Genomic DNA, 24,470 nt, shown 5'->3' with positions numbered 1-24,470 from the left:
AACCCCCGCGACGCGCCTCCGGTGACCCTGTGCGACTCGGTACGCCGCCGCGAGTCGAGAGCGGATCGCGCTCGGAGGCGAGACGCGCTGCGCCTCGTCCGCCCGGTCGCCACGACCTTGGGGTAAGCTGCGCGCCTTCCAAAGGAAGCTGCGGAGCACGCGCAGCGTTCAGGACGAGGATGGCCCGAACCCAGGAGAGCGCTGGCGGTCGTTCGCCGGCGACCGCCGGCGAGCCGAGCGCCGCGCGACCGCCGCATCGCGCCGACGAGCCCTTCACCGCTTCCGCGGCGCGCCGCTGGGCCGTCCCGGCGCTCCTCGTCCTCGCGATCGCGCTGACGTACGGGAACGCGCTCCGCAACGGCTTCGCGTGGGACGACCGGCAGATCATCGTCGAGAACCCCACCGGCCACTCGCTCTCGAACCTGGGCGCCGTGCTGACCGAGTGCGACACGACCGGCGGCTCGACCCCGTACTACCGCCCCTTGAACCGGGCGCTCTATCTGCTCGATTACCAGCTCTTCGGGCTCGGCGCGTGGGGCTACCACCTCGTGAGCGTGCTCTGGCACGCGGCCGCCGCGCTCCTCCTCTTCGTCGCCGCGCGCCGGCTGTTCAGGGCCGAGCTGCCCGCCGCGCTCGCCGCGCTCCTGCTGGCCGTCCACCCCATCCACGCCGAGCCGGTGAACTTCATCTCCGGGCGGAACAACGTGGTGGCCACCGCGTTGGTGCTGGCGGCGCTCGCCGCGTACCTCCGGGCGCGGGACGAGGGGAGGCGAGCGTGGTACGGCGTCTCGCTCGCTGCGTTCTTCATGGGCCTCCTCTGCAAGGAGCCCGCGATCATGCTCCTGCCGCTGCTTGGCGTTTTGGAGGCGCTCTCGGGAGCTCCCTGGCGCGAGGTGGTGAGGAGGCGGGGCCCCATCCTCTCCGCCTTCGCGGGCGTCGCGGCGCTGTACCTGGGGCTCCGCGCGGTCGTCCTGTCCTCGGCGCTGGGCGCGCAGGTGTCCTACACGCGTCCGGGCGAGGTCCTCTCGAACGTCCTCCACATCGTTCCGAAGTACGCGGCGGTGACGCTGTTCCCGCGCGAGCTCACGGCCGTCTACTCGCGCCCGGGGAGCTATTTCTCCCACCCGCTCGCCCTCCTGCTCGCCTGGCTGCTCCTCGCGATCGGGACGTTCGCAGTCCTGCGCCGCAACAGGCTCGTCACCCGGTTCGGCGTGGCCTGGGCGGTCCTCAGCTTCCTGCCGGTGAGCACGATCGTGTGGTTTCCCAGCGCGGAGCTCGCGGAGCGCTACCTGTACCAGCCGCTCGTGGGCGTGTGGCTCGTCCTGGCGGATCAGGCCTGGCGCCTCTGGCAAGCCCGACCGCAGTTGCGGAGGGCGCTCGGGCTCGCGGCGGTCTTCGTGCTCGTCGCGCTCGCGGCACGCACCGTGGCGAGGAACCCCGACTGGCGCGACGACCGGACGCTCTTCGCGAGCGCCGTGCGGGTGGAGCCGGACAACGCCGACGCTCACTTCGCGCTCGGCGACGCCCACGCGCGCGCGGGCGAGCTGGGGCGCGCGAGACACGAGTGGGACGAGGCGCTCCGCCTCGATCCCAGGAACGTGCTCGCGCTCACGAACTTGGGCACCTACTACGCGCAGCGCGGCGACTCGGCGCGCGCGGAGCAGTACTTCAGGCGCGTGCTCGAGGTGGACGAGCGCGACGACGTCGCCCATTTCAACCTCGCCTTGATCGCGGAGCGGGCCGGGCGGGTCGACGAGGCCGTCGCCCATTACCGGCGTTTCGTGGAGACCGAGCGCAGCGGCCGAGCGGAGCTCGTCGCGAAGGTCCGCGAGCGCATCTCCGCCCTCGAGGGCCGTCCCGCGGCAGACCAATAGGTGCGCAGCGCGCCGACGGCGCCCGGCCGCGTGCCCTCGCGTTCGTTCATGGGTCGCGCGCCCCGGCTCGCGCGGCGACCCCTCCCGACGCGAATGTCCTGTTCTCGGGTCCTCCCAGTGCTCCCGGTGCGTGTGCCGGTCACGTGTACGACATCGCCGCACCTCGTCTTCTGCGGTGGCGCTGGGTGTGGCGCATGCCCCAACCACATGTACCGCTGGGTCAAATGGCGCAGCGCACGCTGTCCCCGAGATGTGGGAGACGCGGATCTGCCTGGATTTTGGTGCTTCCTGGCTCGGTATCGCCCTTGCACAGTGGGCTGCCAACGAACATGGCCCGCCTCTCGACCGCCATCCTCGCCGTCTTCCTCGCCGCCTCCGCCCACGCGGACGCGCCGGCGGGCCTGCGGACCCGGTATGGCTACGACCTGTCGAGCCTGAGCGGCCGGATCGCCTCGAGCTGGGCAGCGCTGTCGTACGACCGCGAGAACCGCGAGCTCTTCATGGTCGACCGCTCGCAGGGGATCGTCCACGTCTTCACCGACCTGGGCATCGAGACCTACAGCTTCGGCGACGAGTCCGACATCGGGACCATCATCGGCGCCGTGCCGCTCGAGAGCGGCGAGCTGCTCGTGCTCACGTCGGTCGGCAGGACGTGGGCGCTGTGGCGCTGCAACTTCCGCGGCGAGCCCATCGCCAAGATCGAGATCAAGGGGCTGCCGGAAGGCTTCGCGAAGGACTTCGCCCCGAACGCGCTCCAGCGCGCGGCCGGTCGGACCTTCCTCGCCGACAAGGGCGGGATGAAGGTGCTGGTGACGGACGACGCGGGCGCGACGGTCGCCACGTACGAGCTGCGCGACCTCCTCCAGTTCGACAAGCGCCACCGCGAGGACGCGATGAGCGGCTTCAACGTCGATCGCGACGGGAGCCTCCTCATCACCGTCTCGCCGATGTTCCAGGCCTTCGTGGTGTCGCCCAAGGGCGAGGTGCGGAGGTTCGGGACGCACGGCAGCGTGCCCGGCAGGTTCAACATCGTCGGAGGAATCGCGACGGACGAGAAGGGCAACTACCTCGTCACCGACCTCCTCCGCGCCGTCGTCATGGTCTTCGATCGCGAGTTCGAGTTCCTGGGCGAGTTCGGGTACCGGGGGGACGACCCGGAGAACCTCCTCGGCCCCATGGACCTCGTCGCCGCGAACGGCAAGGTTTTCGTCGCGCAGTCCGGAAACCGAGGAGTGAAGGTCTTCCGGTACGAGTGACCGAAGGTGTTGCAGCAGGAGTTGCAGTGCAGTGAGCAGAAGTGAGTGCAGGGGAGTGGTACCCGCAGCAGTACGGCCCCGTGAAGTCGCAGAGGGCCACAACACAAAGGGGAAACAATGAAGTTCACCAAGTTTGCCGTTGCAGCGGTCGCCGCGCTGAGCTTCTCCAGCGCGTACGCGTTCCACGACGGTGGCGTCGCGACCTGCGACGGCTGCCACACGATGCACAACTCGAAGGGCAACACTGCGATGGCCAAGAAGGGGGCCAGCACGCAGTTCCAGGGCTTCGCCTACCTGCTCCAGGGTAGCGACCAGAGCTCGACGTGCCTCAACTGCCACGCGGCGGCCGACACGGCGCCGAAGAGCTACCACGTCATGACGACGGGCGGCGGCGTGGTCGAGATGACCCCTGGTGGCGACTTCGCGTACCTGACGAAGAGCTACGTCACGACGATCCGCGGCGCGCCGTACACGAACGCCGCTGACAAGCACGGCCACAACGTCATCGCGGCCGACTACACCCTCGGCGCCGACACGAAGCTGACGACGGCCCCGGGCGGCAACTACGACGCGACGAAGCTCTCCTGCATCTCCTGCCACGATCCGCACAGCCGCGCCCGCATCGTCGACGCGGCCGGCACGATCGCCTCCTCCGCGCTCGGCGCGAAGGTCCTGCCGATCGACGGCTCCGGCTCCTACGGCGCCGCCCCGACCGTTGACGCGGCCGTCGGCGTGTACCGCCTCCTCGCCCCCATTGGCTACGTTCCGATGTCGGTCCCGACCGCCACGGCGTTCACGGCCGACCCGCCCATCGCGGTCGCTCCGTCGACCTACAACCGCTCCGAGGGGACGTTCGACACGCGCGTCGCCTACGGCTCGGGCATGTCCGAGTGGTGCGCGAACTGCCACGCCTCGATCCACAACAACGGCGTCAACGCCGGTAACACGAAGCTCATCCACCCGGCCGGCAACGGCGCGCTCCTGACGGCGCAGGCGAACGACCTCGCCGGCAACCCGCTCGGCACGACGATCGCGGCCATCTACAACGCGTACAAGGGCTCGGGCGACCTCACCGGCACGCAGGCCACCTCGTACGACTCGATGATCCCCTACGAGGAGGGCTCGGCGAACGTTGCTGCGCTCGCCGCGCACGCGGTCATCGACGGCACGCAGCTCGGCGGCCCGACGACCGGCACGGAGAACGTGATGTGCCTCTCCTGCCACCGCGCGCACGCCACGGCGTTCCCGCAGCTCTCCCGCTGGAACAACAACGCGCCCTTCGTCGCGGTCGACGGTCAGTGGCCGGGCAAGGACGCGGCTGCGGGCACGGAGATGGCGAACGGCGAGTTCAACCAGGGCCTGACGCAGGCCGAGTACGCGGCGGCGATGTACAACCGCCCGGCGACGCGCTACGCCTTCTTCCAGCGCTCGCTCTGCAACAAGTGCCACGCGAAGGACTAGTCAGCTCGCGCAGCACGCTGGTGTAGTATGAGGAGGGGCCGCGCGAGCGGCCCCTCCTTTCTTGTCAGGGCGATTCATTTCGTCGCGGGTGCGAATAGGTCGCCAGTCCGGTTGTTCGCCGAGGGAAGCTCGCGAGATCGGAGCGCGCATGCGAACACGAACCGTCCTCCAGGCCGTGGTCCTCGCGTCGGTGCTCCTCGCCTGCGCCGCCCGGCCACGGGTCGCGGCCCGCGAGCCGCTCTCGGGCGAGGGCGACCTCTTCGTCTACGTGCAGCCGTTCTCCCCGGAGGCGGAGAAGCTCGCCGTCACCGTCCGCTCCGTCGCCGTCGTGACGCAGCAGGGCGAGAGCGTCGCGCTCGAGCTCGTCCGTCCCGTGCTCTCCGGCCGCGATGCCCGCCACCAGCGCCTCTTCGCCCACGGGCGGCTGGCGCCGGGGCAGTACGCCGGGCTCCTCGTGGACGTCTCCGACGCCAGCCTGCGTTCCGACGGCGGGATGTCGAACCTGCTCGTGCCGCAGGCGCCCACGCGAATCGATGCGCGGTTCGACGTCCGGAGCGGTGGTGCGCGAGTCCTCCTGCTGTACCTCAAGCCGGCGGAGGCGATCGAGCGCAACTACGGCTTCACCCCCGCCTTCGCCGTGGCCACCCCCGAGATCCCCGTGACCACCCTCGCCGGCGCCTCGGCGAGCACTGCCTTGAACGACGTGTTCGTCCTCGACAAGAAGGCGCGGCAGGTGGTCGCGGCAGTCCCCACCGGCCGCGAACCTCGCGGGATCGCCCTCGACGAGCGCCAGCGCCGCGCCTACGTCGCGCTCGCCGGCGACGACGAGGTCGCCGTCGTGGACCTCGTCTCGGCGGAGACGCTGTCGCGCGTCCGGCTCAGCGCGGGAGATCGGCCGGGTCAGGTGGCGCTCGCGCAGAACGGCCAGGTGCTGATCGTGCTGAACGAGGGCTCCTACACGGTGAGCTTCGTCGACACCGTCAGCTGGACGGAGCTCGGCCGCACCGTCGTCGGTCCGGAGCCCGAGTGGCTCGTCCTCGATCCTTCTGGAAGGCGCGCCTACGTCCTGAGCCGGCGCACGAACACGATCACCGTGGTGGACACCGTCGCGCGCACGACGCTCACCACGGTTCCGACGGAGCCGGAGCCGCTGCGTGCCACCCTCAACTCCGCCGGGAACCGGCTCTACGTCACGAACGCGAGCTCTCCCTACGTCAGCGTGCTCTCCGTCCCGGACCTCGCGACGTCGGATCGGATCTTCGCCGGGCTCGGGGCGGGCGCGATCCTGGTCGATCGACGGACGGACCTGCTCTACGTCGCGATGCGAGGGGAGCCCCGCATCCAGGTGTTCGATCCTTTCTCGCTCCTGCCGGTCGACACGCTGGAGCTCCCCGGCGCCGCCTCGTGGATGGTCATCGACGACGTCGAGAACACGCTGTTCCTCCTCATGCCCGAGTCCCGCGCGATCGCGGTCCTGGATCTCGCGAGCCGCTCCCTCCTGTCCGTCATCGACGTCGGCGACGATCCCTACGGGCTCGCGATCGCGGGGGCGCGTGGGCGATGAGGTGGCTCTCGCGAGCCGCGCTGGGTGTCCTGCTCGCGGCCTGGGCGACGGCAGGCCGTGGGGACGGGTGGTCGGCCGTCATCGAGGAGCAGTACACGAAGACGGAGTCCACGGTGACGGATCAAGGTGCGGAGGCGCGCACCTCGTCCGTCGACACGGTGCTGCAGCGATATCGGCTCGCGCTGGACAAGTCGTTCTTCCCTTCCTTGAGCCTCGCAGGAGGTGGCCAGTACGAGGACGCCAAGACCTGGCAGGGCGGGATCGGCTCGGCCGACACCTCGTACTCGAGGCTCGCGAGCATCTTCGGACGGCTGAACGTCGGCGGCCCGACGCTGAATGGCCGCGGAAGCTACGACCGCCGGCAGGAATGGGCGCGCACGCTCGATGTGCGCTCGCCAGCCCTGGTCCTCGAGACGCTCGCTTTCGACAGCGCCTGGAGACCGCTCGACCTGCCCCTCATCACGTTCCGGGCGAGCCGCCAGAACTCGTTCGACGTCGATCGGGCGTCCCAGGATTCGAGGAACGACGCGTTCCTCCTGACCGCCTCGTACAAGGCCTCGAAGTCGCTGCTGGTCGGCTACTCCGCGCGGTACGACGACAACGAGGACCGCCTCCACGGCGCCGAGCAGACCGCCGTCGGGCAGACCGGGCGGGTCACGTACGAGGACCGCTGGTTCTCGCGGCGCACGCTCGTGCACCTGACCTACGACGTGCAGTCGACGTTCGCGAACACCACGGTCCGCGACACCGGGGCGGAGATCCCGACTGCGCGGATCCCGCTGGCTGGGCTGTCGCTGGTGGAGAGCTTCCCGACGCCCGAGACCGCGACGCTCGTCCCGAACCCCGCGCTCGTCGACGGAAACACCACCGCGGCAGCGGGGCTCGACATCGGGTTCTCTCCCCGGACGAAGGGCGACTCGAACGCACGCGAGATGGGCGTCGAGCTGCCCACCGTCCCGGCGACCCCGGTCAACACGATCCACGTCTGGGTCAACCAGCCGCTCCCCCAGCTCGTCACGAGCGCGTTTCGCTTCAGCGTGTACCAGAGCGACGACAACGAGCGCTGGACGCCGGTCGCGCTCGTCGGCCCGGTGGTGTTCGGGATCTTCGAGAACCGCTTCGAGCTCCGCATCGAGGAGATCACCGCGAGGTACGTGAAGGTGGTCACCTCTCCCCTCGACCCCGCGGTCACCATCGATCCCAAGTACGCGGACATATTCGTGACCGAGCTACAGTTCTTCCAGACGGTCCCGGCCGAGGCCATCCGTGGGCACAGCAGCTCACTGCTCAACTCGGCCAGCGCGAGCGCGAGGACGGTCTTGCTCCAGTCGCCGAACCTGTCACATGATTTCTCGCTCCAGGTCGCTCGCTCGGACACGAGGACCCCTGGGCGCGACACCTCCGAGAGCCGGCTGGCGCTCACGAACGGGCTGTCGCTCGCCCACAAGCTCGCGCAACCTCTTGCGTTGAACGCACGAATTGCGCGTCAGGATTTTTTCGCTGAGGAGACGCACAGCGGCATCCTGACCTACGGCGCCGGTCTCGCGTACACGCCGCTCCCGGCGATGAGCCACGCGATCAACTATTCCGGCGCCTGGCGGCAGGGCACGACCGGAAATTCGCTCTCGAACGCCCTCACGATGTTCAGCAGGGCGGAGCTCTATCGCGGCGTCAGCGTCTCCGGCAATGGGGGCTACACCCTGTCGCTCCTCGAGCGAGGTCAGCGATCGACCGGGCTCATCGGTGGAGCGACGGCGAGCCTCCGACCTCACCGGGTCTTTCAGCTCTCCGGGGGTTATCGCATTGCGAGGAACTCCACCTCGGGCGGTGGAGTGCCAGCGAGCACGACCACGCTGGAGCAGGCCGATGCGAGCGCCTCGTTCAGTCCCACCGAGGCGCTCTACGCGAGCGCGTCGGTGACGCGGATCATTCGTGGGGCGCGTCCCACCACGCTCGCGACCTTCGGGCTCGGATGGTCGCCCCTGCAGGGCGGAGATCTCACGCTGCACGCGACGTACTCGAAGACCCTCGACACGTCGGCCGAGGCGGTGACCCAGCTCGTCTCGCCGTCCGCGCGCTGGACCATCCGCCCCGGCACCTTCCTCGATCTCGTGTACGTCTTGAGCGACTCGAGCGCGCCGGCGCAGGACGCGATCTCGCACCTGTTCACCGCGAACCTGACGGTGACGCTGTGACGGTGGCCTGCATATTGCACTGGAGCCGCGACATGCTGATCCCGCGCAAGAATGCGTGCACCCTGATCGCGACCCTGCTCGCGATCTCGCTCGTGGCGTGCTCGGGCCCAGGCGCGCGCCGACGCTATCAGAACGCGGAGATGGACTTCGGCTCGGTGCACACGGTGCTCGTGATGCCGTTCTCGAACCTGAGCCGCGACTCGATGGCAGGCGAGCGCGTCCGGGACGTGTTCGTCAACATGCTCCTCGCGAGCGGCTCGATCTACGTCCTCCCGCACGGCGAGGTGATCCGCGGCGCGAGCCGGGTGGGCGTCGTGAATGCCTCGGCTCCCAACGTCGAGGAGGCGGTCAAGCTCGGCGGTCTCCTCAAGGCGGACGCCGTGATCACGGGCGTCGTTCGAGAGTACGGCGAGCTGCGATCCGGAACCGCGTCCTCGAACGTCGTATCGCTCAGCCTGCAGCTCATCGAGACGCAGACCGGGAAGGTCGTCTGGTCCGCCTCCACCACCAAGGGAGGGGTCGGCTTCGGCGCGCGGCTGCTGGGCGGAGGCGGCGCTCCGTTGAACGACGTGACGGAGGAAGCCGTCGATGACCTCCTCAACAAGCTGTTCAAGTAAGGTCGCCCTCGCCTTCCTGGCGCTCGCGGTCTCCGTCGCGTGTGCCGGCTCTCGGGCCGCGGCGCCGTCGCCCGGAGCGGCGCGCGCTGCCGTGATGGGGGCAGATTCAGCTGTCCCGCGGGCGGAGCCCGAGAAGCCGCGAGAGCGGCCGCGCCTCGCCGGCCGGCGCATCGCGGTGCTCCCCATCGAGAACCTCAGCGGCGGCGTCGTCCCAGGAAAGCACCTCCTGAAGCTCCTCTCGCTCGCGGCTGCCCGCGCGGGCGCCGACGTGGTCGAGGGGAATCCCGTCGACGAGTTCCTCTCCCGCCACCGCGTCCGCTTCACGGGGGGCATCGACGCCGCCACCGCGAGCGCCGCCCGCGACGAGCTCGAGGTGGACGCGGTGCTCGTCACCTCGGTGCTGCTCTATCACGCGGGAGCGCCCCCGAAGATCGCCGTCACGATGCGGCTCGTCGCGACGGGAGAACGACCCGAGATCCTGTGGATGGACGGCGCGGTGCTGAGCGGCAACGACGAGCCGGGCCTCCTGGATCTCGGGATCATCTCGAAGATCGAGCGGCTCGAGCGAAACGCGCTCGCGCGGCTCACGGGCTCGCTCGCGGGGTTCCTCTCCGGTCAGGGCTCTCCCGTCACGACGTGCCCGGCGGAGCGCCGCTTCGAGCCCAGGGTCAGCTTTCGCTCGCGCCGCTTCGCGCCCGGCGCGGCCTCCGTCGCGGTGCTCCCGTTCGTGAACCAGACGGAGCGAAGAGGGGCAGGCGAGGCCCTCGCGGTGGAGTTCGTCCGGCACCTGTCGTCGCTCGGGACCGTCACGGTCGCCGAGCCCGGCGTCGTGCGCGACGCGCTCATCCGCTACCGGATCGTCCTCGAGGGCTCGCTCTCGCTGCTCGCGGTGCGCACCGCGACGGAGGTGCTCGGGACCGATCTCGTGCTGACCGGCGTCGTCCGCGAGTACGACGACGTGGGCCCCGTGCCGAAGGCGGACTTCACGGTGACCCTCATCGACACCCGCACCGAGGAGGTGGTCTGGGAGGCGACCTCCGACCACCGCGGTGACGACGACGTCGTGCTCTTCGATCGCGGGCGGGTGAACACCGCGACCGCGCTCGCGTGCCGCATGGTCCGCAGCGTGGTGGACGGGATCGCCGCCGCGACGAAGCCCGGCCCGCGTGATCGCTCTCCTGCGCTGGAGCGGCGAACCGTGGAGCGCCCGCCGCATGAGCAGCGCGCCGTCGGCGCCGTCCGCCGCGAGCCGCACGAAGGCTGATCGGGCGGATGTCGCGTGGGGCTCTTCCCGGGGCCGAGGCCGGCAGCGAAAAACGATCGAATCATCGAGGGGCCACGCAACGCTTGCGCAGCACGCTTTGCGTGGAGTGGGACAAATCGGGAGCGAATCCACGGAATTGCAGTGGTTAGAGACGGCCCGGCAGGGGGCACACGCGTTGCAGCCACCGGCACGGCCAAGCGGAGCTGGACGGCGGGGAGAGACCGTCGAACGACGTGGCCGCGCCGGAGCGCGGTCGAGAGGAGCGACATGACGACGCGTGCAGTTCTCGCAGCCGTGCTGGCCTCGTTGCCTGCGTGGGCGTTCTCGGCGGCTCCCGCTGCGGCGACGAAGGTGCCGCCGGCGGCCACCGCGCCGAAGACCGATGCCGCCAAGGGTGACTCGGGCGTGGCGAAGAAGAGCGCTCCGACCGCCCCCGCGAAGAAGACCGCCGAGCCGGAGGGGGCGAGCGCCCTCCTCAAGGTGCCGTTCCTGTCGCCCCGGTTCGCCTCGACGCCGGCGGCGGTGGTCGACGGCGACGTCATCACGATGGGCCAGCTCGTGGACACGCTGGCCCTCGAGCACGCGCCGCGATCGCACGAGGAGGGCGAGGCGGGCGAGGAGGCGGCCCCCGCCGCTCCCGCGAGCCGCAGCGACTTCACGCGAGTGCTCGAGCGGCTCATCGACACCCGCGTCGTCGCCTCCGAGGCGCGCGACATGGGCATCGACGATCTCCCCCAGCTCAAGGAAGAGCTGGCGAAGTACGAGGAGACCGCGCTCCGGAAGGTCTTCGAGCAGACGGTCTCGAAGGACGTGAAGGCCGATCCGGCCGCCGTCGAGAAGATCTTCCAGGACTCGGTCCGCGAGTGGAAGCTCCGCTCGATCGTCCTCGACAAGGAGGAGGACGCGAAGGCGGTGGCGCCCCTCGTCCGGGACGCCAAGGCGTTCGAGGAGACGGCGAAGCGACTCGTCGCCGAGAAGAAGGCGCGCGGCAACGAGGAGCCTGTCTTCGTCCCCGAGTCGAAGCTCCTCCCGCAGATCGAGATGGCGGTCGCGGCGCTCAAGCCAGGTCAGGTGAGCCCCCCCGTCAAGATCCCCTCCGGCTGGACGGTCATCAAGGTGGTGGACGTCCGGTACCCGGAGGATCCCGAGGCGCGGGCGATCGCCGAGGAGCGCTCGCTCGCGGCGAAGCGGCGCGAGGCAGTGCTCAAGGCCTACGAGGCGCTCGCGAAGAAGTACGCGACGGTCGACGAGAAGCTCATCGACCGGCTCGACTACGAGGCGAAGAAGCCCGGCTGGAACGCGCTCTACAAGGACAAGCGGGTGCTGGCGCGGATCCGCGGCGAGGCGCCGATCACCGTCGGCGACCTCGCGGCCGGGATCTCGCTCAAGTTCTTCCACGGCATGGAGGGGCCGATCCGCGCGAACCAGGTGAACGTCGTGAAGCGTCAGACGTTCGAGGGGATGCTGATGCGCCGGCTCTTCAAGAAGGAGGCGCTCGCGCAGAAGCTCGACCAGAGCGAGGAGTACAAGGCGGTCGTCGCCGAGTACGAGACCTCGCTCCTCTTCGGGATGTTCGTGCAGCGCGCGGTGGTCCCCTCGGTGAAGGTCACCGAGGGCGAGCTCATGGACTACTACGAGAAGCACAAGGCGGAGTTCAGCACCCCCGCCTTCTACCGGCTCGACGCCCTCGCGTTCCGCAACGGCAAGGCCGCGCAGGCCGCGCTCGACAAGATCAAGTCGGGCACGGATCTCAAGTGGCTGAAGTCGAACGCGGCGGACCTGGTGCCGGCGGAGGAGCGCGACCTCGACTTCGGCGGCACGATCTACAGCGCGAAGGGGTTGCCCGAGGAGCTCGCGAAGCTGCTCGCTGGCGCCAAGAAGGGTGAGTTCCGGCTCTACTCGTCACACGGGGGCCAGGCCTACGTCGTCCAGCTCCTCGACGTCACGCCCGGGAAGGAGCAGCCGTACAAGGAGAGCCGCGAGACGATCGGCAAGAAGGTGTTCGCCAGCAGCGTCGAGAAGGCGCTCAAGGAGTGGGTGGCGAAGCTCCGCAAGGAGCACGACGTCAAGGTCTACATCACGCGCGTCGACGGGTGAGCGCGGTCCACGACTTCAGCGAGGGCACGGCTGTGACCAGCAAGACCAACCGGTGGACGCTCGCGCTCGCGGCCCTGTCGGCGGCGTTCCTCGCCGCCGCGCCGGGCCGGGCGGAGGCGGCGCGACAGTTCAAGTCCAAGGACTGCATCGACTGCCACAAGCCGTTCGCGGAGAAGTACGACTCGGTGAAGTTCACGCACCCCGCGGTCAAGCAGCGGAAGTGCGAGGACTGCCACCTGCGCCACGGCGTGGTGCCGAAGCTCGTGCTGAAGGAGGCCGGCGCGAACCTCTGCTTCCGGTGCCACAAGCGCGAGTCGATCGGCCTCGACAAGCCGAACGTCCACAAGGTGCTCCGCACCGGCGCGTGCGGCCAGTGCCACGACGTCCACGGCTCGAACGCGCCGCACATGCTGAAGGCGGAGGGCAGCCAGGTCTGCTACGCCTGCCACGACAAGTCGGCGTTCGAGCGCAAGAACGTGCACAAGGTGCTCGCGAAGGACGGGTGCCAGGCGTGCCACGTGGCGCACGCGTCCGACCAGAAGAACCTGCTCGTCGCCGAGGAGGGGAAGCTCTGCTCGAAGTGCCACTCGGCGAGCGCCGGCGGGTTCGTGAAGGCGCACGGCGGCTACCCGGTGGCCACCTGCACCGGCTGCCACGATCCGCACTCCGCTGATCGCGCGAAGCTCCTCAAGGCCTCGCTCCATCCGCCCGTCGCGGAGTCGTCCTGCTCCGACTGCCACGCGCCCGCGAAGTCTGCGAAGCCGTTCGCCGTCCAGGAAGCCGGCGCGAAGCTCTGCGCGAACTGCCACGACTCTGGCAAGCTGCTCGGCGGCGGGACCGTGGTGCACAAGCCCGTGAAGGACGGGCAGTGCGTCGCGTGCCATGATCCGCATGCGTCCGGCGCGCCCAAGCTCACGCACGCCCCCGGCGCGAAGCTCTGCCTCGGGTGCCACCCGCAGATGGGCCAGAAGGTCTCGGTCGCGCACGCGCCGATGTCCTCCCCCGGCGCGTGCGGCTCGTGCCACAAGCCGCACGCCACGAAGGAGAAGAAGCTCCTCGCGAGCAACGTCGCGACGCTCTGCGGCGCGTGCCACAAGAAGACGTTCGAGGAGAAGCGCAAGATCGCGCACCAGCCGTTCGTGGACCGGGACTGCGCTGCCTGCCACGACCCGCACGGCTCCAACCTGCCGGGCATGGTCAAGTCCCGCCTCGACAAGGTCTGCTTCGCCTGCCACGCCGAGGAGGAGACGCGCTTCATCAAGACGCACACCCACAAGCCCGTGCTCGATGGGCGGTGCGGAGCGTGCCACTCCGGGCATGGCTCCGACGAGCCGAAGCTCCTCAAGGCCAGGGGCGCGAAGCTGTGCGAGCCGTGCCACGCCGGGATGATGAAGGCGGACGCGAGCGGGACGACGCACGCGCCGTTCGCGAAGGGTGACTGCCTCACCTGTCACGACGCGCACGGCTCGAACACCGCCGGCATGCTGGTCTCCGAGGAGAAGCAGCTCTGCGCGCGCTGTCACGAGAAGACCGAGAAGGCGGTTCAGGGCGCGACGAGCATCCACGCTGCGTTCAGCGCGGGTGACTGCACGAAGTGCCACAGCCCGCACCAGGCGAAGCTCAAGAAGCTGATGCTCGCGCAGACTCCGGACGTGTGCGTCACCTGCCACACGAAGATGAAGGAGAAGCTCGCGGCGGAGAAGCCTCACCAGCCGGTCGAGGACTGCCTGGCGTGTCATGGCCCGCACTCGGCGAAGCAGCCGAAGCTCGCCGTGCAGCGGGCGGCCGAGCTGTGCGGCCAGTGCCACGACGAGAAGGAGGGCAAGTTCACGAAGGCCCACCTCGGCATCGCGGCGTCCGACATGAGCTGCACGAGCTGCCACGATCCGCACGCCTCCAAGGACCCCAAGATGTTCAAGGACCTGCAGCACGCGCCGTTCGCGTCGCGGGACTGCGGCAACTGCCACGTCGTCGAGAAGTAGAGGACAAAGATGAGCGCGAGACCTTTCATCCTCGTCCTGGCGGTCGCCGCCCTGGCCGGGCCTGCGGCCGCGGCGCCACCTGCCCCGAAGTTCAAGCTGAAGCCGGGGGCGGCCGGGCAGGTCTGCCTCGAGTGCCACCCGGACTTCGCCGACCGGCTCAAGAAGCCGTTCGTCCACACGCCGGTGCGCTCGAAGGACTGCGTCGGGTGCCACAACCCTCACGCCTCGGACCACGGCAAGCTCCTCGCGGCGGACGCGAACGCGATCTGCGCGACGTGCCACAAGGACGTGGTCGCGAAGAACGCCAAGAGCACCCACCCGCCGGCCACGCAGCAGAAGTGCGGCGAGTGCCATGATCCGCACGCCTCGAACGCGAAGGCCAACCTCGTCAAGGCCGGCCCGGACCTCTGCGCGACGTGCCACAAGACCCTCGTCGACGGGGCGAAGGCGTCCAAGTTCAAGCACCGAGCGGTCGAGAACGGCTGCGGGAGCTGCCACGAGGCCCACGCATCGGCCACCGGCCTGAAGCTGCTCAAGGCCGACGTCCCCCAGCTCTGCCTGGGTTGCCACAAGGTGGACGGGCCGATCCTGATGAAGAAGCACATGAACTACCCCGTCGCGAAGGCGAGGTGCACGAGCTGCCACGACCCGCACGGCTCGAACGTGCGCGGCATGCTCTACAACACGGTCCACGCGCCGGTCGCGAAGGGCATGTGCGGCCAGTGCCACGAGGCACCGGGGTCTCCCAGGGGCTTCGAGCCGAAGCAGGCGGGGCTGGCGCTCTGCCGCGGGTGCCACGTCCAGAACATCAACAAGATGATGGACAAGAACCGCCTTCACCGACCGGTCACGGAGGGCGCCGCCTGCCTGTCTTGCCACGGCCCCCACGCGTCCAAGGAGAAGGGCCTCCTCAAGGCGGACATGCGGACGGTCTGCGGGAGCTGCCACGCCGACACCATCAAGCGCGGCGACATGTCGGTGACGAAGCACGAGCCCATCAAGAACTCGGAGTGCACGAGCTGCCACGATCCCCACGGCTCGGACGCCGCGCTCATGCTCGTCAAGGCCGAGTCGCCTGAGCTCTGCGGGAAGTGCCACGACTGGCAGAAGCACTCGTCGCACCCGGTCGGCGCGAAGTACGTCGACCCGCGCAACAAGAACCTGACCCTGCAGTGCCTCAGCTGCCATCGCGCGCACGGCACCGAGTTCAAGTCGATGATGCCCTACGCGACGGTCCCCGAGACGTGCACGAAGTGCCACGAGAAGTTCACGAGGTGATGACCGTGCTGAGAGCCATCGACGCGAGGGTGATCGTCTCGCTCGTCGTCGTCCTCGCCGCGAGCGGGGCACGCGCGCAGAGCGTCGCGTTCAAGCACCAGGCCACGGTGTACAGGGACGCGAAGGACGGCAAGCTGTCCGCGCCCGAGGGCGTGGCCTGCAACGACGCCGGGCTGCTCGTGATCGCCGACACCGGGAACGCACGCCTCCTCACCTACTTCGTGAAGGAGGGGGCCGTGACGCCGGCGGCCGAGGTGAAGGTGCCGCAGCTGAAGCACCCGGTGCGCCTGCAGCTCGACTCGAAGGGCAACATGCTCGTGCTCGACCGCAAGCTGCGGAAGATCGCACGGCTCGATGCCAAGGGCGCGTTCCAGGGGTACGTCGACCTGAAGCCCGCCGGCGTGACGGAGGTCGTCCCGACGAGCTTCAAGGTGGACCGCGGTGACAACCTCTACGTGCTCGACACGGCCGCCGCGAAGGTGTTCGTGGCGGATTCCTCGGGAGCGGTCACGGCGACGCTCCCGCTCCCCGCCGACGCCGGGGCCTTCATGGACGTCGCCGTGGACGCGGGCGGGATCGTCTACGTGCTCGACGCGGTGCGCGCGACGGTGTGGTCCGCCGCCAAGGGCGCGACGGCGTTCTCCCCGCTCGGGAAGAGCTTCAAGGACTACGCGAGCTTCCCGACTTATCTCACCGCGAACAACCGGGGTGTCCTGCTCGCGGTCGACCAGAACGGCGCGGGTCTCGTCCTGCTCGGGCAGGACGGGAGCTACCTGGGGCGCCAGCTCAGCCTCGGCTGGACGGACGGGCTGCTTTACTATCCGTCGCAGATCTGCCTGGACGCTCAGGGGGACGCGTTCGTGGCCGATCGCTCGAACAACCGCGTGCAGATGTTCACGAGCATCGCCCAGTAGACGCCTGGTATCGGATCGAAGGGGCGCGCTCCTGCGGGGCGCGCCCCTTCAGTTTTGACGCGCATCAATGAGAGGATTGCGTTGCATCAATTCAGGCAACGCGACCTCGTGCCGCGGCGAACGCCATCAAGCAAGCGCTCGGACCCATGATACCCTCGTGACCTACCTATTTCACGGTACGTCTTGCTGGCCGCCCGAAGTGGGGCGGCGGCTCGTCCGTGAAGAGGAGGGGAACGATGCGATCTCTCCTGGGGCGTCCGATCGCCCTGGCTGCGCTGTCGACCATCCTGGTCATCGCCTGCGGTGAGGATGAACCATCGAGTGGCGCTCCGGCGCCCGCCTCGGTCCGCCGGACACGCGCCGCAGCGACCGCGACCGCCGATGGCCCGGTCTGCCGCGGCACGGGTGCCCACGACAAGCATGGTCTCGTCGGGTTCCAGTGCGCCACCTGCCACGAGTGCGGCGGGCTCATGCAGTTCTCGAGCACGTACACGCTCCCGACGAGCGGAGCGTCGATCTCGGGGCCGGAAAACGTGGTGACCGTCGGCGCGAACGGAACGACGTGCAGCGTGGCGTGTCATAACGTCGGCGGGCTCGCGACGACGCAGCCCGTCGACTGGAGCGCTCCGGGCCCGCTCGCCTGCAGCTCGTGCCACTCGCAGGGTCAGGCTGGAGCGTTCCCGGTGAGGTCGAGCCACGGCGTGGACAGCTCCAGCGCCACGGCGAACCGCGCCGCCTGCCAGAACTGCCACGACACGAGCAGGCACGTCTCCGGGACCGTGGTCATCCAGGGGGTCGGCGCGCTCGACCCGAATGATCCGGCCCAGGTGGACGGTGCGTGCAAGAAGTGCCACGGCGGACGGGGAACCGCGGTCGCGGGCAAGACGCCGCCGCTCCTCGTCGGCTACGCGTCCGCCGATGGGGACTTCCACGGCGCGCGCGCCGGCACGGGGTTCGGAGGGTCGCTCATCGGGTACGCTCGGGGCGCTGGTCCGCTTCCGTGCGTGACCTGCCACGACGCGCACCAGAGCTCGAACGCGTTCCTGTTCGCGTCGAACGTGAATACGTCGCCGGTGGCGGATGCGACGATCAACCGCGCCGGAGTGGGAGCGGAGGCGCTCTGCGAGCGGTGTCACTCCGGCGCGCGCCACGCGGGGTGCAATGCAGCCGGGTGCCACACGACGGACCCCGTCCCCGGCGGCGCGAACAAGCCCTGCTTCTTCTGCCACGGCCATGAAGGCATCGTGAACTTCAAGCTTCCCACCTGGGCGGACCACCCCGTGCCCGGCGTGGCGATCAGCGACCCGAACGCCTACTGCTGGCACTGCCACACCGCGGGATGGTTCCCCGCGGCGCCGGAGTACGTTGCCCCCACGGTGACGAACGTGGTCGTCACGGAAGTCACGGGGACGAGCGCGAAGGTGTCCTGGACCACGAACGAGAAGGCCACCTCCTACGTCGAATGGGGCGTGGGGACGCCTTCGAACGTCGATGGCAACGGCTTGCTCGTGACCCAGCCCTGCGGGCCAGGCGTGAGCACCCCCTGTCGCGAGGTGACGCTCACCGGTCTCGCTCCGCTCACGCAGTACGCGTACCGGGTCCGCTCGTCGGACGCGATGCGGAACGCGACAGTGTCGCAGATCTACACGTTCACCACGCCCGACCCCAACGCGCCTGGGCAGCCTGCGCTCACGCCGGTGGATGACGGCGCCGTTCCGTACCCCGAGACCGCCGTGCCGGTCACGTTCCAGTGGGCCGCCGTCGCGGATCCCAACGGGGATCCCGTCGAGTACCGCATCCAGATCTCCTCGAACCCCGGCTTCACCGCTCCGCTCGTGTTCGACGGGCCCTGGACCCCCTCGACGACGTACGCGAAGACCTTCACGGCCACCGAGTGGCCGGGCGCGACCTATTACTGGCGCGTCCAGGCGCGGGACGCTGCGCACGATCTCCGTTCGCCGTGGTCGAGCGTCGATGCATTCGGGATCTGGTGGTACGACCCGATGCCTTATTGATCAACGTCAACGTCGTTGGTCCGGAACGGGGCTGCCGCGCAATGCGCGGTGGCCCCCCGTTCTTTGCCGAGCGCGGACGTCGCTGGAGCCCGACGCCTGGTCGCGCCTCGTCTCGAGCATCGGAGCGCGGCGCGAGGACGCAGGGATCGCCACCCAAGCGCGTCGCGGCACCACGCCCCCTCATGTACTGAAGGTTGCTGACACACATCAAAGGGATTGTGCGAGATTGAGATCGGGCGGACTAATGGGTTGCGTCCAACACGTGCACCCGAACGCTCTCTCGTCGTGAGCCATCGAAGTTGCTTTCTTTGGCCGAGGCGGTTCAGTCGTTCGCGACCAGGGTCTGGGGGATCCGCATGCGCTCGTGGCAGCTCGACCGAAGGCTCGGATCGGCGATCGTCGCCGGCATCGCCATGCTGTCGTCGCTGGCGTGCGGGAGCGGAGCGCAGGAGGCAGGGCAGGGTGGCCTCGCGAGGACACCGCGCTCCTCCGCCATCACCGCGACCGCTGCGGTGTGCACCGGCACCGGGTCGCACGACAAGCACGCCGCTTACGGGATCGGCTGCGCGGTCTGCCACCCCTGCGGCGGCGCGTACCAGTTCGACGCCTTCACCTATACCCGCGGGACCTCGACATCGGGCGGCACCATCACGCTCACCGGGACGGATCCGGCGACCTGCTCCGTGGCGTGCCACTTCCCGATGGGCACGCAGCCCCACTCGATCACCTGGGGGACGCCCGGTCCGCTCGACTGCACCTCCTGTCACGCGGTGGCTGCGCTCCCGTCGGTCCACCCGACGCTCGTCGTCCAGAACCCTACGCGCGCGGACTGCGAGGCGTGCCACCGGATGGGCGAGCACACGAAGGGCACCGTCGTGCTCGTGAGCCACGGCGTCGATTGGATGAACTCCGCGAGCTCCGGGTTCCACGCGTACTCCGCCAACGCGCGCATCGCGAGCTGCCAGGCCTGCCACGGCGCCGATCTCACCGGCGGCTCCACCAGCACCGGCTGCCGTGACTGCCACGATCGCAACCTCCCGACCGGCGTCACGAGCTGGCGGACGAACTGCGTGATGTGCCACGGCGACAAGGCGACCGGGCAGTCCTCGCCGCCGAGGGCGACGTGGGGAAACAACGTCCCGAGCGACACCGCGAACGTGCGGATCGGCGCGCACGCAGCCCACCTGACCGGCAGCGCCATCGCGCCGCCCTTCGACTGCGCCGTCTGCCACGTGAAGCCCACGGACGCACTGTCGGACGGCCACGTCGACGAGGCGACCGCGAAGGTCGTGTTCAGCGGCCTCGCCGCGAACCGCGGGGAGCCGGCCGCCGCGTGGAGTCGCGACACCGGGACCTGCAGCAGCACGTATTGCCATGGCGCCACGCTCGGCGGCGGGACGAACAAGTCGCCCACCTGGACGCGCGTCGGCCAGGGCGAGGCCGGGTGTGGCACCTGCCACGGCCTGCCTCCTCCCGCGCCGCACCCCTCGGTCTCCGGCGGCCTCTCCGGGTGCGCCGTGTGCCACTCGGACACCGTCGACTCGAGCGGCGCGCTCATCCCGCCGAGCGCCGGCGGGCTCCACCTCGACGGGTTCGTCGAGGGCGGGCATGACAAGGACTGGATGGACAAGACGAGCACGAAGTTCCACGCGTACTCTGCGAACCGCGGCCTCGGCCCCTGCCAGGCGTGTCACGGCGCGGATCTGAGCGGCGGCGCGACGCAGGTCGGCTGCGCGAAGTGCCACGGGGCCGGCTGGGAGCGGAACTGCACCATGTGCCACGGCGACCCGGCGGACGGCACGGGCGCGCCGCCGCGAACGACGTGGGGCAACTCGGGCGACCCGCTTCGGGTCGGGGCGCACACCGCGCACGTCAAGGGGACCTCGGTCGCGGCACCGCTCGATTGCGACCAGTGCCACGTCGTTCCGGCGGACGCCTTCTCCCCGGGTCACATCGACGACGCAGCCGCCAAGCTCACCTGGGGCTCGCTCGCGACCGTCGGTGGGGCCGCTCCTGCGTGGGACCGGACGGCGGGGACGTGCGCCAGCACGTACTGCCACGGCAACTACGCGGGCACGTTCTCGTACTACTACTGGGACGGCACCTACGATGCGCGGTACGCCGGAAAGCGCGCGACGCCTTCGTGGACGGGATCGCCGACGGCGTGCGACTCGTGCCACGGAAATCCGCCCAGGGAGAACCTCTCCTGGCACGGCTATCACAACGGCGGAAACCAGTGCCAGCTCTGCCACCCGGACGCGATCGGTACCGTGGCCGGGGTGGGCATCGGCATCACCAACCGCGCGCGTCATGCGAACGGCGTCGTCGACGTGGAGCCGCAGTGGGACGCCCAGTGCTTCAATTGCCATTGATGCGCTGAGAGAGCGGTGAAGATCCGGCCGCGCCCCGTCGTCCTCGGGGCGCGGCCTTGATCTGCCGGCCGCGTGCGCGAGCGGAACGAACCTCGGGCCCAGGGGGGGGACGAAGTCCTCGGCCGGCATGCGCACGACGCGGAGCTCGGGGATAGGTAACCCCGCGACCCGCGCTTCCTTACGCTCGAGAACGACGCCCGCGTGATGGGCGCCTCCTCGACGCGGCCCGGCCGCGGTTCCTCCCGGTCGAGCGACGCGGTGCATCGGGCCTGTAGACGAATGATGCGGACGGCTGGCGCAGGCAGATGCTGGACGACGTCGAGGGGCGGAGGGAGCGGTCGCGGCGCGAGGCGTGAGGCGGACTGCGCGAGCCCGCGCGCCGACTGGGAGCGTCGGCGGTACCATGCTGCGAAGAGTTCGGAGCGAACCCGACTCGCCGACGGCGGACTCTGAGCCTCGCGCAGAGTCGAAGGATGTCGCAGCCGGTTGCGGCCTGCTCGCACGCTCACCTTCGAGGTGCGCCGCGCTCACGCCCGTCGGAGCAGCCGGCACGGAGCCCGCCCGTCGACGCGCTGCTGAGTTGCGCGTAGTCCGCGGGTACCGGTCCTCAGCCGTTCCAAACATGGAGCCCCTGGTCGCGAAGGTCGCGACCAGGGGCTTGTATCCAGATCAGCAGTGACCACCTCGACCGCCAACGGCGCGGCCCTCGAGGCGGCCTACGACTACCCCGCGCCGTGACACGCCAGCGTGTCGCAGGAGGGCTGCGACGTCCAGCCGGTGTTGATGACCGTCCCGGTGTAGAGCACGACGTCGCGCCTGCCGTTCACGTGCTGCGTGCTCGTCGTGGCGTGGCAGGCGCCGCAGCCGATGCTCAGGACGTTCACGTGGAAGACGTGCCGATCCAGTCCGCCGTCGTTCGGCGGATCCCCGTGACAGCTGCCGCACGTCGCCTGGCCCTGGCCGACCTTCGTCCAGATCGGGGTGGGGTTCGAGCCGCCGTTCGCGCCATGGCAGTAGGTCGACGCGCAGGTCGCCGTCGTACGGTTCCAGCTCGTGCCCGTCACACCCTGCGTGGCGACGCCGGTGAACGTGACCGTGGCGGTCGCGGCGTCGACGTGGCCGGGCGTGAGCGCGTCCGCGGGCTTCGGGTGGCAGACCGCGCAGTCGATGGGCGCCGAGTTCGCGGTGCCCTTCACGTGCGTCGCGTGCGCGCCGATGCGGACGTTCGTCGTGCCGCTCTGGACGTTGTTCCCCCACGTCGCGCGCGGCGGCGCGGCGAGGCCCGTCGTCTTGTCGCCGTGGCACATGACGCAGCTGTTCCAGGCGGGCCGGTTCACGCCGTCGTGGCAGGACGCGCAGCTCACGCCGGTCGAGCCGCCGGAGAGGTCCGCGCCGTGGCACCACTGGCAGGACGCGAGCCCCTGGTTCGCGGAGTACGCGTGGAACTTCGGGCTCGAGGTGTTCATCCAGTCCGCGTCGTGGCCGCTCGCCGCCTGGATGGTGCCGTCGATGTGCTTGCCGCCGGCGCTCCTGGGCACGATCGCGCCGCTCGCGGAGACGGTGTCGGGGTGGCAGGGGTTGCAGCCGGCGAGGTTGCTCGACACAGGCGGATGGACGTCCGCCGGCGGCGGGACGCCGTGGCAGGTCCCGCAGTCGGCCTGGCCCGTGCCGGTGCTCGTCCAGACGGGGGACGTCTTCGACCCGCCCGACAGCGTGGCGCCGTGACAGTACGTCGAGGCGCAGCCCGCGGTCGCGCGGTCGAAGGTGGGGGTCACGCCGGTCGGCACCGCCACGCCGGCGAACCTCACCGTCGCGGTCTCGCCGTCGATGTGGCCGGGCGTGAGCGCGTCGGCGGGCGTCACGTGGCACACGCTGCAGTCGAAGACGGCGCCGTTCGCTCCCTGCGTGACGTGCGCCGTGTGAGCGCCGGTGCGGACCGGATCGGCCTGGCGTCCCCAGGTCGCCTTGGGCGGCGCGCCCGTCGCGTTGTCCGTCCCGCCGTGGCACATCGTGCAGTTCGTGGCCCACGGCTGCCCGGGGCGATCGTGGCAGCGGCCGCACGAGCCGCCGAATCCGGTGCTGCCGTCGAGGTTCTGCCCGTGGCAGACCTTGCACGACGAGAGGCTGCGGACCGCCGTGTTGGCGTGGAAGTTCGACGAGGTCGTGTCCATCCACGAGGCCTCGTGGCCACCGGAGAACTCGATCGCGCCGTCGAGGTGCTTGCCCCCCGACGACGGCGAGATGAGCGCGCCCGTGGCGGAGATCGTCTGGGGGTGGCAGGCGTTGCAGCCGGCGAGATCGGCGGGAACCACCGGGTGCGGCGCGGGCGGCGGCACGCCGTGGCAGGTCCCGCAGTCCGCCTGGCCCTCGCCGACGCGCGTCCACACCGGCGCGTTCGTCGCGTTGCCGTTCTGGAACGCGCCGTGGCAGTAGGCGGTCGCGCAGCTCGCCGAGGCGGGCGCGAAGCCCGGGTCCTTCGCGGAGGTCTTCCAGACGCCGTCGGCGCCCGTGTAGCCCGTGAGCTCGACCTGGCCGTCGAGGTGCGTGGCGTCGAGCACGGTGCCGGGCTTCGGGTGGCAGAAGCTGCAGTCGAACGCGGGCGCGAGCGCGCTGCCCCGCACGTGCTGCCGGTGCGCGCCGACGCCGAGCGCGGTCGTCGCGGTGTTGCCGGCGAGGTCCTGCGGCGGAGCGCCGGAGGGATCGGTGGCGTCGCCGTGGCAGGTGTTGCAGGTCACCGTCCAGTCCTTGCCTCCCGCGAACGCGTCGTGGCAGCTCGCGCAGACCACGCCCGTCACGTGCGGCTCCCCCTTCACCGCATGGCAGGCGAGGCACGCCCGAACGTCCTGAGCGGCGGCGGCGCCGTGGAGCGACGGCGAGGCCCAGCCCTGCGGGTGCTTCGCCTCGGGGCGCACGTCGACCTGGCCGTTCACGTGCTTCCCCGTCTCGACCCGGATCTTCCCGTCGGAGCCGACCGTCTCTCCGTGGCACGCGGCGCAGGACGTGATGTCCGTCGCCGCTCCGGGGGCGAGGCTCGGGTGCGTCGCCGGCACGGGGTTCCCGGGAGTCCCGTGACAGGCGCCGCACGCCACCGCGGCGCCGTCCAGCGCGGTCCAGACCGGGGACGTGGTGGCGGTTCCGCCGTGGCAATAGACGTTGGAGCAGGTCCCGCTCGAGCGGTCGTAGGCCGGCGAGGCGCCTCCCGCGCGCGCGAGCGCGCCGAACGAGACGTCCACCTTTCCGTTGCCGTGCTGCGACTGGTCCGTGCGCGGGTCGAGGTGGCACTCGGAGCAGGCGAGGGCGCCGGCGAGCGCGCCGGCCTCGACGTGCGCGGAGTGCGCGCCCGCACGCGAGGGGTCGGACCCGATCATGCGGGGCGGCGCGCCGGTCTGGTTCTGCTCGCCGCCGTGACAGCGGGTGCACTGGGCGGTCTCGGCGCTCTTGCTCTCCTCGATCGTGCGAGCCTGACACGCGAGGAGGGTGATGAGAGACGCCCCCAGCAACGGGACGATGAACGGGCGCAGCATGGCCATCTCGAAGCCCTCGGAATTACGCAGGCCGTTTGCACGCACCGGCAGCGCTGC

General features: G+C 70.1%; 14 protein-coding genes. 13 read left to right on the top strand and 1 reads right to left on the bottom strand.

Translation table 11 applies throughout. The features are described 5' to 3' along the window. Positions 1-179: 179 nt before the first annotated feature. The 13 genes from MNZ29_RS01730 (at position 180) to MNZ29_RS01670 (ending at position 20,889) form a co-directional block, all read left to right on the top strand. The gene (locus MNZ29_RS01730; RefSeq protein WP_242352467.1) at positions 180-1,874 is read left to right on the top strand and encodes a tetratricopeptide repeat protein; all 1,695 of its coding nucleotides are present in this window, start codon (positions 180-182) and stop codon (positions 1,872-1,874) included. Between the two features lie 329 nt (positions 1,875-2,203). After that, positions 2,204-3,130, top strand: a complete 927-nt coding sequence (locus tag MNZ29_RS01725) for a hypothetical protein (protein ID WP_242352466.1) — start codon at positions 2,204-2,206, stop codon at positions 3,128-3,130. A gap of 117 nt (positions 3,131-3,247) precedes the next feature. Beyond that, positions 3,248-4,591: a cytochrome C gene (locus tag MNZ29_RS01720; protein WP_242352464.1), complete on the top strand. Its 1,344-nt coding sequence runs from the start codon at positions 3,248-3,250 to the stop codon at positions 4,589-4,591. Between the two features lie 148 nt (positions 4,592-4,739). Further along, positions 4,740-6,155, top strand: coding sequence for a hypothetical protein (locus tag MNZ29_RS01715; protein ID WP_242352462.1), 1,416 nt, complete (start codon positions 4,740-4,742; stop codon positions 6,153-6,155). After that, entirely contained in the window at positions 6,152-8,350 is a 2,199-nt protein-coding gene (locus MNZ29_RS01710) for a hypothetical protein (RefSeq protein ID WP_242352460.1), read from the top strand. The genes MNZ29_RS01715 and MNZ29_RS01710 overlap by 4 nt, the downstream gene beginning before the upstream one ends. Positions 8,351-8,382: 32 nt before the next feature. After that, positions 8,383-8,967, top strand: coding sequence for a GNA1162 family protein (locus MNZ29_RS01705; protein WP_242352458.1), 585 nt, complete (start codon positions 8,383-8,385; stop codon positions 8,965-8,967). Further along, the gene (locus MNZ29_RS01700; protein WP_242352456.1) at positions 8,939-10,231 is read left to right on the top strand and encodes a hypothetical protein; all 1,293 of its coding nucleotides are present in this window, start codon (positions 8,939-8,941) and stop codon (positions 10,229-10,231) included. Before MNZ29_RS01705 ends, MNZ29_RS01700 begins: the two co-directional genes overlap by 29 nt. A 267-nt stretch (positions 10,232-10,498) precedes the next feature. Beyond that, positions 10,499-12,328, top strand: coding sequence for a peptidyl-prolyl cis-trans isomerase (locus tag MNZ29_RS01695; RefSeq protein WP_242352454.1), 1,830 nt, complete (start codon positions 10,499-10,501; stop codon positions 12,326-12,328). Positions 12,329-12,360: 32 nt separating this feature from the next. Further along, on the top strand, positions 12,361-14,310 hold the full coding sequence (locus MNZ29_RS01690) for a cytochrome c3 family protein (RefSeq protein ID WP_242352452.1): 1,950 nt from the start codon (positions 12,361-12,363) through the stop codon (positions 14,308-14,310). A gap of 9 nt (positions 14,311-14,319) precedes the next feature. Then, positions 14,320-15,588 (top strand): cytochrome c3 family protein, encoded by a 1,269-nt coding sequence (locus MNZ29_RS01685; RefSeq protein WP_242352450.1) that lies wholly within the window; start codon positions 14,320-14,322, stop codon positions 15,586-15,588. Beyond that, positions 15,588-16,502, top strand: coding sequence for an NHL repeat-containing protein (locus MNZ29_RS01680; RefSeq protein ID WP_242352448.1), 915 nt, complete (start codon positions 15,588-15,590; stop codon positions 16,500-16,502). The genes MNZ29_RS01685 and MNZ29_RS01680 overlap by 1 nt, the downstream gene beginning before the upstream one ends. A gap of 236 nt (positions 16,503-16,738) precedes the next feature. Continuing rightward, a complete protein-coding gene (locus MNZ29_RS01675) occupies positions 16,739-18,517 on the top strand; it encodes a fibronectin type III domain-containing protein (protein WP_242352446.1) in 1,779 nt (592 codons plus the stop codon). A 356-nt stretch (positions 18,518-18,873) separates the two neighbouring features. After that, complete coding sequence (locus MNZ29_RS01670) at positions 18,874-20,889, top strand: CxxxxCH/CxxCH domain-containing protein (protein ID WP_242352444.1); 2,016 nt, start codon at positions 18,874-18,876, stop codon at positions 20,887-20,889. 722 nt (positions 20,890-21,611) lie between these two features. Here the strand turns inward: MNZ29_RS01670 and MNZ29_RS01665 are convergent. After that, positions 21,612-24,419 carry a CxxxxCH/CxxCH domain-containing protein gene (locus MNZ29_RS01665; RefSeq protein WP_242352442.1) on the bottom strand — a complete coding sequence of 936 codons (2,808 nt, stop codon included), beginning with the start codon at positions 24,417-24,419 and terminating at the stop codon, positions 21,612-21,614. Positions 24,420-24,470 lie beyond the last annotated feature (51 nt).

The organism is Anaeromyxobacter sp. SG64 (genome assembly GCF_022690745.1).
Taxonomy (GTDB): domain Bacteria; phylum Myxococcota; class Myxococcia; order Myxococcales; family Anaeromyxobacteraceae; genus Anaeromyxobacter; species Anaeromyxobacter soli.
This window is presented reverse-complemented; position numbering and strand designations above follow the sequence as displayed.